Source organism: Limosilactobacillus portuensis, assembly GCF_014838735.1.
Lineage (GTDB): Bacteria > Bacillota > Bacilli > Lactobacillales > Lactobacillaceae > Limosilactobacillus > Limosilactobacillus portuensis.
On the sequence record NZ_JABUXQ010000007.1, the window covers coordinates 15368 to 31125 of the forward strand.

Sequence of the window (15758 nt, forward strand, 5' to 3'; positions counted from 1 at the left end):
TATGCTAGTTAAATACCGGAAAGACTATCAAAAAATTGCAATGGGTCTCCTATCCTTTCTTCCAGAATTACGAGATTACGATCAGCTAGCAAGCGCGATCAAATTTTCTTTAGATAAAAATTACCAGATATTCTTATGGAAAGATACTGAGGATAACCATTTTATTGGGATCATTGTGATAGAGGTAGGAGAAAAGTACGTCTTGGTTCGCCACCTTTCTTTTACGCCGACTGATCGTTCTGGAAAAAATGTTTATGCGCTATTAACTGCAATTCATGAGCAATACCAAGATCGTCGGTTAATGGGAACGTTAAAAACACAACCACTAATATCAAACTGGGAGCGAAACAATGAAAAATGATCAAGAAGTGATTCCACGGTATCCTTTTCAGCCTACTTTAAAGATTGGTGGCTTTGAAGGACCACTCGATCTCCTTTTACACTTGATTCGTCAATCAAAGATGGATGTTTATGATATTCAAATTGAGCAGATTACTCAACAATACTTTGATTATTTACGGGCGATGAAAAGTCACCAACTTGAAGTAGCTGGTGATTATTTTGTGATGGCAGCAACGTTAATGAATATAAAGAGTCGCTTATTACTACCACAACCAGAAGTAGAAGAAGAGGAAACAAACGAAGAAGTGGTAGACCCGCGACAAGAATTAGTTGAACAATTACTGGAATATCAGCGTTACCAAAAAGCAGCCTCTCATTTAAAAGATAAGGCTGATTTTCGCCAAGCTGAATATACCAGACCAGCAATGCATGTTCCTGCTGAGATGATTGCGCAGCATGTTGAGCCGGGAGTTACCCTTGGCCAGCTTCAACGAGCATTTGCAGACGTTCTTCGGCGACGCCAATTAACCGCACCGGTTCACGAGACGGTGGCAGCGGAAAAAATTAGTGTTGCTCAACGGATGAACCAGGTCTTTGCAACTGTTAAGCAGGCAGCAACGAGGTTTAATGATTTGTTTGTTGGTCAGTGTACCCGTGACGAACTAGTAACAACCTTTTTAGCAGTGTTAGAGTTAACCAAACATCAGGCGATTGCTGTTCATCAGAACGAGTTATTCGGGCCAATTATTTTAGTGGAGGGATCAAAGAGTGAACAATATTGAGCCGACAAATCTAGCTAAAATTGAGGGGCTCCTTTTTATTAGTGGAGATGAAGGAATTACGTTAGGCGACTTATCAAAAATTACCGGTTTTATGAAGCCGGCGATACTTGGATTGCTTCAACGATTAAAAACAAGGTATGAAAACGATCCTAATTCAGCACTTGTGTTATTAAATAGTGGCGATACATACCGGTTAGCAACTAAACACGAGTTGTCGCCAGTTATTAAGCATTATTTTGAAGTGCCGCTAACGATTCCGCTAACACGAGCATTGTTGGAGGTCTTGGCGATTGTTGCTTACCGTCAACCAATTACTCGTTTAGAGATTGATGATATTCGTGGTGTTCAGAGTTCAGGTTCACTTCAGAAATTAATGGTTCGGGGACTGCTTGATACTCATGGGCGATTGGATGCTCCCGGAAGGCCGTTCTTATATGTAACAACGGATAGCTTTTTAGATTATTTTGGCCTATCTTCGTTGAAGGAGTTACCACCACTAGCTAAACAAGAAGATCTCGATTTGGATGACATGAATGGTGATTTGTTCTTGGAAGCCTTACAGGCACGACAAAAACAACAGGAGGAAGAAATGGAACGTCTACAAAAGGTAATGGCTGAAGCAGGAGTAGCATCGCGCCGAGCTTCAGAAAAATTAATTGCTAACGGTCACGTTCAAGTTAATGGAAAGACCGTGACAGAAATGGGAATTAAGGTTGGTGACCATGATGAAGTTGTGGTTGATGGTGTGCCGTTACACCGGGAAGCTCATGTCTACTACTTATTAAATAAGCCCCGCGCTGTCATTACGAGTGCTCATGATGATAAGGGACGGCGAACGGTTGTGGATATCTTAAAGGAAGAAGGAGTAGAAGAACGGGTCTACCCGGTCGGGAGGTTAGACTATGATACTACTGGTATTCTACTATTGACTAATGATGGAGAACTTGCCAATCGACTAATGCACCCAAAATTTGAAGTAGAGAAAACATATATTGCAAAGGTGCGGGGAATCATTAATAATAATGATTTGAAGCAATTGCGAATTGGTGTTGAGGTTAATGGTCGGTTAACCAAAAAGGCAAAGAGTCGGTTAATTGAGACTGACCATAAAAAGCAGACTAGTTTAGTCAAGTTAACAATCCATGAGGGACGTTATCACCAAGTTAAGCTAATGTTTGATGCAATCCACCATCCTGTAATAAAACTTCATCGCGAAACCTATGGACCATTAGATCTCCATGGCTTGCAGTATGGTGAGTTTAGGGAGTTAAAACAGGACGAGGTTAAGCTTTTAAAGAAGATCAGCAAATAAAACGTCAAGCGTTGACAGTTTGAAAAATTACTTGTAAAATACAAGTGTAAAATTTAATAGAAATTGTCTTCAAGGCGGGGTGAAATTCCCGACCGGCGGTATAGCCCGCAACCCATTTTTATGGTTGATCTGGTTAAATTCCAGAGCCGACAGTATAGTCTGGTATGCAGAAGATTCTACTACACTTATTTAAACATGAATTATAAAATGCACGTTGCCGAGGGACAAATTAGGTAACGTGCATTTATTTTATGTTTAGGTAATTTTGAAGACAATCTCAATAGGAGGTTGTTATTGATGGTTACATCTCATCAAAAAGTTCACCAAATGGTAGGTGTTTGCTCACTAAGTGCGTTGGCGTTTATTTTAATGTTGTTTGAATTTCCTATTTTACCGGTTGCCCCTTATTTAAAAATGGATTTTTCCGATTTGCCAGTATTAATTGGCGGATTTATCTATGGTCCTGCTGCTGGGGTAATGGTTGCTTTCTTGAAGTGCCTAATTCATGCAATGACGCGTGGCTTTTCTGCCGGTGAATTGGTTGGAATTCTTGGTAACTTTCTATCGTCATTGGCCTTGCTGTTACCATTCTGCTGGGCATGGAAGCATAAGTCGTGGTCGTTCAAGCGTCAATTATGGTTAGGAAGTATTTTAGCAACAGCCACTCTAGTTGTAGTGATGGCCCTATTAAATTGGTGGATACTGACACCGTTATACATGGCGTTGTGGAATTGGAAGTCAACTTTGCCAATTCCGGAATTAATTGCGGTGGCAGTTATTCCATTTAATTTGATTAAGGGAGTTCTTGTTTCAGCCGTTTTTGCATTAGTGGCCGTTCGCTTAAAATCTTGGCTTAGTCAAAAGCAGCTCGAACAATAATAATTAAAACCTTTAAGATCAGTGTTTAGTGTTCAATTAAGATGGACATTGGAGACTGGTCTTTTTGTCTATTTTAAAGATAATCTAATTTTATTTCAGATCATTTTCACTGCTTTTCGTTATAATTAATTAGAGTGGAGAGTGAAAAAATGAATAACTTCTTGTTAAGCTTTTTTGATGAACGTCAGCCACGACGGATCAGGGTGATTGAAAATACGTTAAGGAACCGACGAACTGTATCAACCCTCTTCTGGGCTAAACAGTACGGTATTCTCAAATGGACGGGAGCAACCCGCTCATTAGAACGGCAGCAGGTTGAAAATTCAATTGAAGAGTTAGTTAAGGCTAATTTAATTCAGCGAGATCCTGCTGGACAAGTGCTGTTAACTACTTTAGGAGTTTTAAGACAAGAGGAGTTAGCAAGTAGACAGTATCAACCTCATTTCTTTGATTGGTACTGGTTAGCTAATACTCGACGGATTGAGCAACGATTATTGCTCGGTATACAAGTTGCCTCTGAAGCGTCGTACCATAATCGCTATTATGCTCCGGTAGTTAATGAATATCATGAACAGCAAATTGTAAAACAGTGGCTTCTTAGCTGGCATGGAAACATAATTGGTGATCTTGTACGGGAGCTTGAATTATTTGGCGATTCATTGGAAAGTGCTGATGAGCGATTAGCTAATTATTTCTTTTATTCCCTCATTGGTCATCAAATTACTGGTAAAAACGATATGCAGTTTAGCAGGCAGCTAGAGCTTCCCGGTTACCAACTACCAATTATTAAGCAGGATGCCCTACTAGCAATTGCTGCATTTGCTAATAGCTATCACGGAGTCTTAAATCGTTTGTTAGCGGATCTGCTGGCAAATAGTCCGTTAAGTCAAAGTGCTAACCAAACGTTGCTGCTATATCAACAAGGGATGTCAATTAGTCAAATTGCCCAAAAAAGGGGGATCAAGGCTAACACTGTTCGTGAACATTTGTTAGAAGCTGCAATCGTTTATCCTGAATCGATTGATTGGGATCGAGCTTTGCCAGTAAGCATTCGGACTCAACTAGCTGAACGCTATCAAGGGAAAATAGTAGATTGGCAATTTGATCCCGAAATTGTCCCAGGAGGACCGGCGGCGTTCTATTACTTCCGTCTTTACCAATTGTATGAGGAGAGAGTAAATGATTAGTGATCGGCAACTGTTAATAAAACTAAATGAGCAATTTGGCTTCACCACTTTTCGTGACGGTCAACAGGAAACGATTAAAGCAGTTCTTAATCATCAAGATACTTTGGCTATTTTGCCGACTGGTGGTGGAAAATCATTGCTTTACCAAATGCCGGGATACTTGTTGTCCGGGACAGTCTTGATCGTGTCACCGTTAATTTCCTTGATGCAGGATCAAGTTGATCGGCTTCACCGTTCTGGTGAAAAACGGGTTCTAATGATCAATGGCCAGCTAACTGGTAAAAGTCGTCACCAGGCCTTACAGCGTCTGTCTTCGTTTAAATTTATCTTTACTTCGCCAGAAACACTTGCTAATCCTGAAATTATTAATAAGTTAAAGAAAATTCGGATTACGTTGTTTGTTGTTGATGAAGCTCATTGTATTTCGCAGTGGGGGCCTGACTTTCGTCCAGAATACCTTTTGCTTAGTTCAGTGAGAAAGCAGCTTGGTTCACCAACGACACTTTTACTGACGGCCACGGCAACTCCGGAAGTACGTCGGGATATTATTCAAAAGATGGGGTTGAAGGAGAACACGGTTACTCAAGTAATTCGTTCTGTGAATCGGCCCAATATTTATTATGCGGTAGAACGTTTCCTTTCCGTTAATGAGAAGGAGCAGTATCTAATTAATCTAGTTAATCAATTAGCAGGTTCTGGAATTATTTATTTTGCAAGTCGTAAATTAGCTACACAGTTTGCTGAAACGTTAAATCAGAAAACAAGGAAGACCGTGGCTGCTTACCATGCGGGAATTGCTCCAATAGACCGCTACCGTTTACAGCAACAGTTTATGGATAACCAGGTTCAGTTAATTTGTGCCACTAGTGCTTTTGGAATGGGAATTGATAAAGATGATATCCGCTTTGTCATTCATTTTCATGAACCAGCGAATCTGGAGAGCTATGTCCAAGAGGTCGGACGGGCAGGTCGTGATGGCAAGCCAAGTCTAGCGTTGCTTCTGTATTCTCCAGGTGATGAACAGATTCAACGAACGCTAAACCATATTGAACTTCCTGATAAGAAATTATTAGATGCTGTAAGGGAAAAGCGCCAACCTAGTAGTGTATTGGGAGATAATCGAGAATTATTTACCTTTTACTTACGACACGGCTATGACGGTGAGACAATTATAAAAGCATTTAAAAGCAGACAAGCAAGTCTAAAGGAGCATTTGAATTGGATGGCAAGATACGTAAATAATACTAAATTATGCCGCCGACAGATGATTTTAGAATATTTCGGTGAACAGCTGGTTAAATCCCAAGTACCATGTTGTGATATTACTGACGAAACGCTACTTCAACAGTTTGAAAAAAACGATGATGGACTGACTAAGCACTCACAACTAACGGTAAAACTAAATTGGCAAGAACGACTTTATCAGTTATTTAATATTAATCATAATAAAGAAAACTAGACATTCTATGATTATTTGCGCTACAATCAGAATGTTAATTTTATAAAAAGGAGGGGCAACCATGAGTGAACGACGGGAAGAAAGTCGTGAAGCTAACGACAGGCTATGGGATAAGAAGTTTGCTGATAGTGAAGATTTGGGTAGTGATGGTCACCTGTCACGAACCGAACATCGGCGGCAAAGAGAACATAACTCTACTATTACCACTGTCTTGATCGTTTTAATAATTATTTTGGCAGCTATTCCGCTGATATACTGGGTTAATCATAAGCAAACGATGAATCATCCGGTAAGAACTGAACGGTTAGCGCAGTCACAATCAAATAAAAAAAAAGCCCAGCCAAAGGAACGGGAAGCCAGTTCAAAAAAGCACAATTCTCTGAGTTCGTCTAGTAAGGCTAATGAGAGCTCAGCAACAAGTATGAGTAGTTCTTCATCGGTTAGTACAAGTTCTTCCTCATCAGTGAGTCAATCATCAAGTATGGTTCGCTACGCTACTGTTCCTCGCAATGGTAGCTTATATCGTGTTGCAGCACAAAACGGAATTTCTGTTAATGAGTTAATGCGGTTAAATGGTTTAACCCCGAATGCCCATTTGAGGCCAGGACAACAGTTAAGAGTACGGTAAATGAGGAGTGAATGACGATGGGATTACAGGTTGCAATTGATGGACCAGCTTCAGCGGGTAAAAGCACCGTTGCTAAGCGGGTTGCCAAGAAGTTCGGGTATGTCTATTGTGATACGGGAGCAATGTATCGGGCGGTTACCCTTGCAGCTTTACAACAAGGATTAGCAATGACTGATACCGAAAAAATTAGTGAGCTAGCAAAGCAAATCAAGATCACTTTTCAACCAGCAGAGCCAGAACAGCGAGTATTTATTAACGGGCAGGAAGTGACACGAGACATTCGACTTCCTAAAGTTGCCAAAAATGTTTCGGCAGTTGCTGCGATCCCAACCGTGCGTCAGGAAATGACAAAACAGCAACGGCAAATTGCAGCTGAAGGCGGAATTGTAATGGATGGTCGTGATATTGGAACGACAGTTTTGCCTCATGCTCCAGTTAAAATTTTTATGGTAGCGACTGCTCATGAACGGGCACGGCGCCGTTATTTGGAAAACAAGCAAAAAGGGATTACAACCACAAGTTTAGAAGAGCTACAGCGGGCAATCGAATTACGTGATCAAAAAGATTCAACGCGGAAGGTTTCACCGTTAACTCAAGCTAGTGATGCTATTCGATTGGATACAACCAGTTTGACAATTGATGAGGTTGTTGCCGAGATTAGTAAAATAATTAAAAAAACTGAAAAACATTTAGCATAATTACTGGAAATGTGAGCGCTCATCTAGTAAAATGGTTTTTAGAGTTGATTGTCGCAAGGAGGATTTTTTTTAATGGCTGAAAACAACGAAAACAAAAACGATATGTTAGAAGCTCTTGATAGCATTGAAACTGTAAAAGTGGGTGATGTTGTTAAGGGTGAAGTATTGGCAATTGATGATGATCGCCAAGCTATCGTTGGTATTAAAGATGCAGGGGTTGAAGGTGTCGTCCCTGCTAAGGAATTATCAACCAAGCCAGTTGAAGACATCAATGACGCAGTTAAAGTCGGTGACGAACTTGACTTAGTAGTTATTTCTAAGATCGGTAACGATAAGGAAAATGGTAGCTACTTACTTTCACACCGTCGTCTTGAAGCACGTAAAGTTTGGGATGACGTTCAAAAGAAGTTCGATGCTGGTGAACACATTACCGCTAAGGTTACCCAAGCTGTTAAGGGTGGCTTAGTAGTTGATGCCGGAGTACGTGGCTTCGTCCCTGCTTCAATGATTACTGATCACTACGTAGAAGACTTGAACCAATTTAAGGGTCAAGAACTTGAATTCAAGATTATCGAAATCGAACCTAGTGAAAACCGTCTTATCCTTTCTCACAAGGAAATTGTTCAAGCTCAACACGAAGAAGCAGCTAAGGAAATCTTTGCTAAGCTTCAACCAGGCGACGTTGTAGAAGGTAAGGTTGCTCGGATGACTAACTTTGGTGCCTTCATCGACCTCGGTGGTGTTGATGGTTTGGTTCACGTTTCTGAAATTTCTTACGATCATGTTGACAAGCCTTCAGATGTATTGGAAGCAGGTCAAGAAGTTAAGGTTAAGGTCTTAAATGTTGATCCTGAACGTGAACGGATTTCACTTTCAATCAAGCAAACATTACCTGGACCATGGGATGATATTGAAGAAAAGGCTCCAGAAGGCAGTGTTCTTACTGGTACTGTAAAGCGGTTAACCAGTTTTGGTGCTTTCGTAGAAGTCTTCCCTGGTGTTGAAGGTTTGGTACACATTTCCCAAATCTCTCACAAGCACATTGCTACACCAGCTGATGTATTGAAGCCTGGTCAAGAAGTTAAGGTTAAGGTCTTAAATGTTGATCCTGAACATCAACGACTTGGTTTATCCATGAAGGCTCTTGAAGAACGTCCAAAGGATGAAGAAAACAACGGTAACGAAAACCGTGGTCGTCGTCGTCCTCGTCGTAACAATAACCGTAACTTCATGAACAACGCCCCTGAAGAAGAAAGTGGCTTCTCAATGGGTGATTTAATTGGTGATCAATTAAAGGGCTTGAAGTAATCGAGACCACATATTTAACTTAGAAAGGGGTATGGCATTTGTCATACTCTTTTTATTTCAAATAAAAGAAGGAAGGTGTAAAAATGGCAAATTCAGTTGTTGCGATTGTTGGTCGTCCAAATGTTGGAAAGTCGACATTATTTAACCGAATCGCTGGTGAACGGATTTCTATTGTTGAAGATACACCGGGAGTTACTCGAGATCGAATTTATGCCCATGCTGAGTGGCTAGGCAAGAATTTTAACTTAATTGATACTGGTGGGATTGAAATTTCTGATCAACCCCTCCTTACACAAATCCGTCAACAGGCAGAAGTGGCAATTGATGAAGCAGATGTCATCGTTTTGGTTGTTGATATTCAAAATGGTGTTACTGATGCTGATGAACAGGTCGCCAAGATTTTATATCGTTCAGACAAACCAATTGTCTTAGCTGTCAATAAAGTTGATAATCCAGAACGGCGGAGTGATATTTACGATTTTTACTCATTAGGTTTGGGAGAACCTTACCCAGTTTCTGGAGTTCACGGCGTTGGGGTTGGTGATTTACTTGACGCGGTGATTAATCACTTCCCTGAGACTGCTGATAATGAGGATGATGGCACTATTCACTTTAGCTTAATCGGTCGGCCCAATGTTGGTAAATCCTCGTTAGTGAATGCGATCTTAGGTGAAAATCGGGTAATTGTCTCCAATGTTGCCGGAACGACACGGGACGCCATTAATACTCGCTTTACGGCTAAGGATGGTCGTGAATTTACGATGATTGATACGGCCGGGATCCGGAAAAAGGGTAAGATCTATGAAAACACTGAACGTTACTCATTAATGCGGTCAATGCGAGCAATTGATGATAGTGACGTTGTTTTGGTGGTTCTAAATGCTGAAGAAGGAATTCGTGAGCTTGATAAGCATATTGCTGGCTATGCTCATGAAGCAGGCTGTGGAGTCATTATTGTTGTTAATAAGTGGGATACAATCAAGAATAAAGACCACCGGACAATGACTGATTTTACAACTTTAATTCGGAATGAATTCCAATACTTAAGCTATGCACCAATTATTTTTGTTTCTGCAAAGACTAAACAACGGCTAAATCAACTGCCAACAATGATTGAAGATGTTTACGATCATAGTCGACGACGGATTCAATCTGCTGTCCTTAACGATGTTTTGATGGATGCACTAGCTGCCAATCCAACGCCAACGCAAAATGGGCGCCGGTTGCGGGTATACTATGGTACTCAGGTTGCTATTCAGCCACCAACATTCGTCATTTTCGTCAATGATCCTGACCTAATGCATTTCTCATATCAGCGTTATTTAGAGAACCAAATTCGTCGGGCGTTCGACTTTACGGGGACACCAATCCGGATTATTAAGCGAAAGCGTCAGTAAATCATTCAATTTGGTTATAAATTTCTGAAAAAAGGGTGAAAAAGCCTATAAACCGCTTGTCATCAAGGTTTCACTATGCTAATCTTAACAATGAAATTATACGAGTTCTTCGTATGTTTCGTTAATTTTGGACCACTCAAAATTAACATTCATTCATTGATGTAATCAATTCTGGTTACGTTAAATGTTGGAGGTGAAATTCAATGGCTAACAAAGCAGAATTAGTAAGTAATGTTGCAACTGCAACTGGTTTAACTAAGAAGGATGCTACTGCTGCTGTTGATGCAGTATTTAGTTCAATCCAAGCATCATTAGCTAAGGGTGAAAAGGTTCAATTGATCGGTTTCGGTAACTTCGAAGTACGTCAACGTGCTGCTCGTAAGGGTCGTAACCCACAAACTGGTCAAGAAATCCAAATCCCTGCAAGCAAGGTACCAGCATTTAAGCCTGGTAAAGCTTTGAAGGATGCTGTTAAGTAATTCTGGATTACTTGATAAATTTATTTAAAGGACTGTGAACGTCATGCTCACAGTTCTTTTTTAGGTGCGGTTAGTAACTGTTTTTGGCTTAACTATGCTAAGATAATTAATGTGATGGGGATAGTAGAGGAGGAAAATAATGACTTATTCTGAAAAAATGTTAGAACAGATCCAAGCTGGACAAATGCCAGCTGCCCAACAATCCTTTACCGAAGCCCTGGCTAAAGATAGTGATGATATGATCTTTAGTTTAGCTGAGGAACTATATGGAATGGGCTTCCTACACCAGGCTCGTCAGGCTTATCTGCACCTATTGGCTAAGTATCCAAATGAAGATGAACTACGGGTTAATTTAGCGGAAATTGCGGTTAGTGAGGGCCACAATGACGAAGCTTTATCTTACTTAGCTCAAGTCCAGCCTGATTCAGATGCTTACTTACAATCATTATTGGTTGCAGCCGATTTGTACCAAACTGAAAATGAGTATGAGGTTACGGAGGAAAAACTGAAGGAGGCCTATCGGATTGCTCCTGATGAGCCAGCGGTCCAGTTTGCCCTTGGTGAATTTTACTTTATGACCAGTCAGTTTGATGAGGCCATTCAATATTACTTCGAACTAATCCGGAATAGGTATACTGAATTTGCCAAGGTCAACATTGCGGGCCGATTGGGGATTTGTTATGCGCAAAGTGGTCAGTTTAAGCAAGCGTTAGGGTACTTAAAACAGGTGAGCCCGGAATACCGGACAAGTGACATTCGGTTTCAAACCGGCCTGACGGAATTGCAACTGGGAGAAACAGCCAATGCAATTAAAACATTTAATGAACTAATTCAGGACGATTCTCAATATGCTTCCGTTTATCCAGAACTTGCTAAGGCTTACGTTGAGGAAAATAAGTACCAACAAGCCCTCAAGACTCTCCAAGAAGGATTGGCGGTTGATCAGTATAATGCTCGTTTATATGCCCAAGCAGCTGAAGTAACTAGCCATTTGGGTAATAATAAACTGATGGATGAGTACCTAAAGAAGGCTCACGAGCTTGATCCCGACAACCTAACGATTACTTTGGATTACAGTAACTTCCTTCTTCATACCCATGATGACGAGGGAAATATCAAACTGCTGGAGCCGTTAATTGAAGAAGACGAGGTTGACCCGCAGATTTACTGGAACCTTGCTCGTTCATACCAGCGCTTGGAAAAATTTGACCTTGCTGGCAAGTACTACCGTGAAGCAGCAGTTACCTATAGTGAAAATTCAACCTTCTTAAAGGAGTTAGTGAACTATTACCGTGAGGCTGGTGATACCGAGCAAATGGTTGAAGAATTAAAGCATTATCTCAAACTCGTGCCAACCGATGATGAAATGCAAGAACTGCTGGATGAGTATGAAGAGTATTAAAACAATTAAATAAAAGCAGCTAATGATTAGGCCACTTAATAATCATTAGCTGCTTTTGTTGTATAAAAACACTTGATTTTTTATGAGGGGGGGGTAGTAAGATCTGTTCTAACGACAGGTATTAGGAGGAGTTAATGATAATGAAAGAACATAAGAAATTATATAAAGCGGGTAAAAATTGGGTAACCGCAACAATTTTAACAGCTGCAATTACCGCTACTGGACTATATGCTAGTTCACCAGTTTATGCAGCAAATGATGAACAAAATACTAATTCGACAGTGGCCCAAATCCAGAATGACCAACCTTTGATCGTTAGTGACGCTCAAACCAATAATCAGTCGATTGATAATGCTTCAAAGCAGGCTGAGTTAGAGCAACAAATTAAGCAAGCTCAGACTGAAGTTCAGCAAAAGCAGAATGACTATAATAATGCTCAAGACGAAAAAACTAATGCTAATCTAAAGTTTAAAAATGCCCAAAGAATCTGGGAGAGAAATAGGAATAATTATGGAGAAGCAGAAAAAGCAACAATAAATATCTATGAAAAGACGGATCATGAACTCTCTCTAAATTCTAATCAGTTATTAAACGAATGGCGTGAATTAAGTACATCTAATGTTAAAGAGATGTATGAACAGTATATGCAAAAATATCGCAATACTTTTGACCAGATAAGTACAGAATTGAATAAGCCACTAGCTGACAAGGACTTTACTCTAATTGATAGGTTATTGAAGCAACGAGATGAATATTATGCTAAAGCAATGGAACTAGAGAAGCAAGGTAAAAACGCTAACGATGATGTATATAAAAAATTTACTGAAGCTGAAGAAAAGAGTGAGAACTTTACTAAATCTTACGGCCAGCATAAGGATGAGTTTGATTTTGCTGTAGCGCCTGGTTTCTGGTATACCTATGATCGCTCATTACTATCTTCGTCAGATCAGATTAAATACGACCAAGCAATTAGTTATATCAATCAAAATAGAGATAAATTACCTATAATCTACCAAAATTATAGTAAAGCTAGTGAAGAAAATATCCACGCTGAAAATAAAGCTAAAGATGCCAAGGATGATTTAAGCAAAGCGCAAGCCATTTTGTCGGACTTACAAAATAAACTAACAGAGTTGCAACATAGTAGTAGTGCCAGTTCGAGTGCTGCACAGCCAAGTGACAGCAGTGCTAGTTCGAGTGCCGCACAGCCAAGTGACAGCAGTGCCAGTTCGAGCGCTGCACAGCCAAGTGACAGCAGTGCTAGTTCAAGTGCCGCACAGCCGAGTGACAGCAGTGCTAGTTCGAGTGCAGCCAAACCAAGCGACAGCAGTGCCAGTTCAAGTGCCGCACAGCCAAGTGACAGCAGTGCTAGTTCGAGTGCGGCTAAACCGAGTGATAGTGGTTTTGTAGCTTCGAGAATAATTAATGGTACTCATTCAAACAGTGAAAATTCAAATGCTAATTTATTATCATCAAAGGAAAAGGCTGAATTTCCAGATAATAAATTAATGAGTTCACAGCAAAAAGCTAACCGACAACTTCCACAAACGGGTGAGAATGATTCCTTAGGGTTAATCTTTATAGGTGCCTTTTCCGCATTATTTGGTCTTGAATTGTCTTTTAGAAAACAACATTAATATCTTGTAAAAAGATAATAGTCTCTTAATATTCAATTTGATTTGAATATTAAGAGACTATTTTATTACTTCCGGCTAATCAATTGTTTTTGATAATACAATAGTGAAGCTGGATCAAGCCTTAGTTTCTCCATTAATTGGCCGTCAGAAAGTTCTGGATGGTGACCAAGTTCGTAGAGGATGAATGACTGGTGGAGAAATTTGGGCGCTAAGCTAAAGCCAAGGTAGCTTTCATCTTGACGCAGGTATTTATGTAGACCAGCATTTGATAGTCCGGGATTATCCGGTGAGAAACGCTGTTTAAGAAAGATCCGCGAAGAGTGTTGAAGTTCTTGAAGTGGCCGAATAAATTGATTGAAGTTTGCGATAAACTGTTTTTCTGTTGAGCTTGTTGGTGAAAGCTTATTCCAAACGTTTTCAAAACCGGGAGCAAGAAATTCACTAACGGTATAACCGCGACTTGATAAGAAAATGGTTAATCTGGTATAGAAGTGGAGGTGCTCATCCTGAAGAATATCAGGAAGCTTCTCAAGCCACTTAGTTGTTAATCGTTTGTTGTTGCTAGTGGCTTTCCCATGGATTGTCAGAGTTGGGTAAATCTTAATTAGCTGATGAGTGAAGAGGTAACGAAAATAACGATTCAGGTGGGAAAGGTTCTTGTTGTAAGTGCTAAGGGTAATCTTTTCATCTTCTTTTAGGGCAGTTAGGAAGGCCCGCACATCTGATTCAGTTAGGTTCTTTAATTTTGGTTCAGCAGCGAATTCTGGTCGATTGTCCATGAGAAAAGTAAAGAAATGGGTTAGGGTAGCATCGTAGGTCTTAATTGTTAGTGGTGCCAGCCCCTGTTGATTCAAGAATAATTGAAAACGATCTTGGTATGGGTAATTCATTTTTTGTCTCCTTGATAAGCAGATATTTACTTTAACTAACATTTTAAACCAAAATTGCTAAAAAGAAAAGAATCCACAACAGTTCACACGCCCTTGCTAGATTTGCTATAATTGAGGTTGACTAAAAAATGAAGGACTTGATTAAATGATCATCAAACACTTACCGCCAATCTTTGAACCTGCTCGTCCGGTACTCCAAAAAATTGAGGACGCGGGATTCGAAGCCTATTTTGTGGGTGGTTGCGTTCGTGACACGATCTTAGGCGATTCAATCCACGATATTGATATTGCTACTAGTGCTTATCCAAGTGAAATTAAAGCGATTTTTAACCGTACTGTTGATACCGGGATCGAGCACGGCACAGTGATGATTCTTGATCATGGGACGGGATACGAAACCACAACATTTCGAACTGAATCTGGCTACCAAGATTTTCGCCGTCCTGATAAGGTAACCTTTGTTCGATCTTTAAGCGAGGATCTGAAACGGCGTGACTTTACGATTAATGCACTCGCGTTGAAGGAAAATGGTGAGGTGATTGATCTTTTTAATGGTCTGGATGACTTAAAACATCATTTAATCAAGGCTGTAGGCGATCCCAATGAGCGGTTCCATGAAGATGCCTTGCGGATGATGCGGGCTGTTCGCTTCGCTAGTAAACTGGATTTTGTAATTGCAACGGAAACATTAGCAGGGATTAAACAAAACGCTGCTTTATTGGAAAAAATAGCGGTTGAAAGAATTCGGGTAGAGTTTGAAAAACTATTAATGGGACAAAACCCGGTAGCAGGCCTGAATGAATTTCTGCGAACTGGCCTCTATCAGTATTGTCCAGGGTTAGCAGGAAAGCAAACTGAATTAAGCGGACTATTATTGCTAAATAACTGGCAATTACGGAATGCAGAACAGGCATGGGCAGTTATTGTGACCCAATTGGGATTTGATTCACGGGAGGCTAGTAAGTTCCTTCGCAGCTGGAAGACCTCAAATGAACTGATCACTAACGTTAAAAAGATGATCCCGGTAATTCAGGGGCTAAAGAGTAAAAAGTTATCACCGTTGACTTTCTTTACGGCTGGTAGAAATGCTGTCCAGGATGCTAATCAAGTTGCTAAATTATATGGCTGGGCAATTCCTGATGAGCAGTTAATGAAGCAGTATGATTTATTGCCCATTAAAAGCGGTAAAGAACTGGCTGTTAATGGGGGAGTTCTCATTAACGATGCAGGGGTAAAGCCTGGTCCATTACTAGGAAAGATCATTAAAAAGCTAACAGTACAAGTTGTTAACGGTAAATTGCCTAATGATAGGGAAACCTTAATTAGAGAAGCAAAAAAAATAAAAAAAGAGGGATAAA

General features: G+C 40.3%; 15 protein-coding genes, 1 pseudogene and 1 riboswitch. Of the genes and pseudogenes, 15 read left to right on the plus strand and 1 reads right to left on the minus strand.

All coding sequences use genetic code 11. The features are described 5' to 3' along the window. Position 1: 1 nt before the first annotated feature. The 14 genes and pseudogenes from HUK49_RS03295 to HUK49_RS03360 all read left to right on the plus strand — a co-directional run bounded on the left by HUK49_RS03295 (position 2) and on the right by HUK49_RS03360 (position 13510). Entirely contained in the window at positions 2-361 is a 360-nt protein-coding gene (locus HUK49_RS03295; RefSeq protein ID WP_191912637.1) for a reductase, read from the plus strand. After that, on the plus strand, positions 351-1124 hold the full coding sequence (locus HUK49_RS03300; RefSeq protein ID WP_191912638.1) for a segregation and condensation protein A: 774 nt from the start codon (positions 351-353) through the stop codon (positions 1122-1124). Before HUK49_RS03295 ends, HUK49_RS03300 begins: the two co-directional genes overlap by 11 nt. Continuing rightward, positions 1111-1710, plus strand: a pseudogene (gene scpB / locus HUK49_RS03305) (SMC-Scp complex subunit ScpB); the annotation flags it as partial. The gene HUK49_RS03300 and the pseudogene scpB, both read left to right, overlap by 14 nt. Positions 1711-1713: 3 nt before the next feature. Continuing rightward, positions 1714-2436, plus strand: coding sequence for a pseudouridine synthase (locus HUK49_RS03310; RefSeq protein WP_191912699.1), 723 nt, complete (start codon positions 1714-1716; stop codon positions 2434-2436). Between the two features lie 61 nt (positions 2437-2497). Beyond that, a riboswitch (FMN riboswitch) is annotated at positions 2498-2615 on the plus strand. Between the two features lie 118 nt (positions 2616-2733). After that, positions 2734-3315, plus strand: a complete 582-nt coding sequence (locus HUK49_RS03315) for an ECF transporter S component (RefSeq protein ID WP_191912639.1) — start codon at positions 2734-2736, stop codon at positions 3313-3315. Between the two features lie 149 nt (positions 3316-3464). After that, positions 3465-4502, plus strand: coding sequence for a helix-turn-helix domain-containing protein (locus tag HUK49_RS03320; protein ID WP_191912640.1), 1038 nt, complete (start codon positions 3465-3467; stop codon positions 4500-4502). Next, positions 4495-5961 (plus strand): RecQ family ATP-dependent DNA helicase, encoded by a 1467-nt coding sequence (locus HUK49_RS03325; protein ID WP_191912641.1) that lies wholly within the window; start codon positions 4495-4497, stop codon positions 5959-5961. Before HUK49_RS03320 ends, HUK49_RS03325 begins: the two co-directional genes overlap by 8 nt. A gap of 61 nt (positions 5962-6022) precedes the next feature. After that, positions 6023-6589, plus strand: coding sequence for an SAG1386/EF1546 family surface-associated protein (locus HUK49_RS03330; RefSeq protein ID WP_102168822.1), 567 nt, complete (start codon positions 6023-6025; stop codon positions 6587-6589). An 11-nt stretch (positions 6590-6600) separates the two neighbouring features. Beyond that, positions 6601-7287 (plus strand): (d)CMP kinase, encoded by a 687-nt coding sequence (gene cmk, locus HUK49_RS03335; protein ID WP_102168823.1) that lies wholly within the window; start codon positions 6601-6603, stop codon positions 7285-7287. Between the two features lie 72 nt (positions 7288-7359). Beyond that, entirely contained in the window at positions 7360-8595 is a 1236-nt protein-coding gene (gene rpsA, locus HUK49_RS03340; RefSeq protein ID WP_098044580.1) for a 30S ribosomal protein S1, read from the plus strand. Between the two features lie 83 nt (positions 8596-8678). Next, a complete protein-coding gene (der, locus tag HUK49_RS03345; RefSeq protein ID WP_191912642.1) occupies positions 8679-9992 on the plus strand; it encodes a ribosome biogenesis GTPase Der in 1314 nt (437 codons plus the stop codon). Positions 9993-10195: 203 nt separating this feature from the next. Next, the gene (locus HUK49_RS03350) at positions 10196-10471 is read left to right on the plus strand and encodes an HU family DNA-binding protein (RefSeq protein WP_003717019.1); all 276 of its coding nucleotides are present in this window, start codon (positions 10196-10198) and stop codon (positions 10469-10471) included. A 139-nt stretch (positions 10472-10610) separates the two neighbouring features. Next, on the plus strand, positions 10611-11873 hold the full coding sequence (locus HUK49_RS03355; RefSeq protein WP_191912643.1) for a tetratricopeptide repeat protein: 1263 nt from the start codon (positions 10611-10613) through the stop codon (positions 11871-11873). A gap of 140 nt (positions 11874-12013) precedes the next feature. Beyond that, positions 12014-13510 carry a KxYKxGKxW signal peptide domain-containing protein gene (locus HUK49_RS03360; protein ID WP_191912644.1) on the plus strand — a complete coding sequence of 499 codons (1497 nt, stop codon included), beginning with the start codon at positions 12014-12016 and terminating at the stop codon, positions 13508-13510. 65 nt (positions 13511-13575) lie between these two features. Here the strand turns inward: HUK49_RS03360 and HUK49_RS03365 are convergent, their stop codons facing one another. Beyond that, positions 13576-14400: a phage integrase N-terminal SAM-like domain-containing protein gene (locus tag HUK49_RS03365; RefSeq protein WP_191912645.1), complete on the minus strand. Its 825-nt coding sequence runs from the start codon at positions 14398-14400 to the stop codon at positions 13576-13578. A gap of 145 nt (positions 14401-14545) precedes the next feature. Between HUK49_RS03365 and HUK49_RS03370 the strand changes: the two genes are divergently transcribed. After that, positions 14546-15757 (plus strand): CCA tRNA nucleotidyltransferase, encoded by a 1212-nt coding sequence (locus HUK49_RS03370; RefSeq protein ID WP_191912646.1) that lies wholly within the window; start codon positions 14546-14548, stop codon positions 15755-15757. Position 15758 lies beyond the last annotated feature (1 nt).